The 620-nt window shown below is 79.2% G+C and carries 1 protein-coding gene; it reads left to right on the forward strand.

Going from position 1 to position 620, the window contains the following annotated elements:
* A partial coding sequence (locus PYV61_RS26360) for a TonB-dependent receptor plug domain-containing protein (RefSeq protein WP_275836862.1) occupies positions 1-620 on the forward strand: 620 nt, incomplete at both ends.

Below are 620 nucleotides of genomic sequence, written 5' to 3' on the forward strand. Positions count from 1 at the left end.
CCGAGCGCGCGGCCGCGCTGCGCGCGGGGCGCTACCGCGTGAGCGTGCGCCGCGTCGGGCACCTCCCCGCCGAGGCGTGGCTCGACGTCGCGGCCGGCGCGACCGCTGAGCGCACGCTGCGCCTCGACGCCGCGCCGCTGGCGCTCGACCAGGTCGTGGTCACGGCGGCGCGCCGCGCGCAGCGCCTGGGCGACGCCGTCACGACCACCGAGGTGGTGACGCGCGCCGACATCGCGCGCACCGGCGCCGCCGACCTGTCGGCGGTGCTGACGGAGCAGACCGGGATCCAGCTGCAGGGCGGGCACCCCGCGGGCGCCGGCGTGATGCTGCAGGGGATCGGCTCGGAGCGCGTGCTCGTGCTGCTCGACGGGCAGCCGGTGGCGGGGCGCATCTCGGGCGTCCTCGACCTGTCGCGCATCCCCGCGTCGATGGTCGAGCGGGTCGAGGTCGTGAAGGGGCCGCAGTCCACGCTCTACGGCACCGACGCGATGGGGGGCGTGATCAACGTCATCACCCGCACGCCGGCGCGCGGCACGCTCGGCGCCGCGCTGCAGGCGACCGCCGGCAGCCAGGCGCGGCGCGACGGCACGGCGCGGCTGGCGGCGGGGCGCGGCGCGCTC

Origin of the sequence: Roseisolibacter sp. H3M3-2, assembly GCF_029211165.1 — a bacterium.
GTDB lineage: Bacteria > Gemmatimonadota > Gemmatimonadetes > Gemmatimonadales > Gemmatimonadaceae > Roseisolibacter.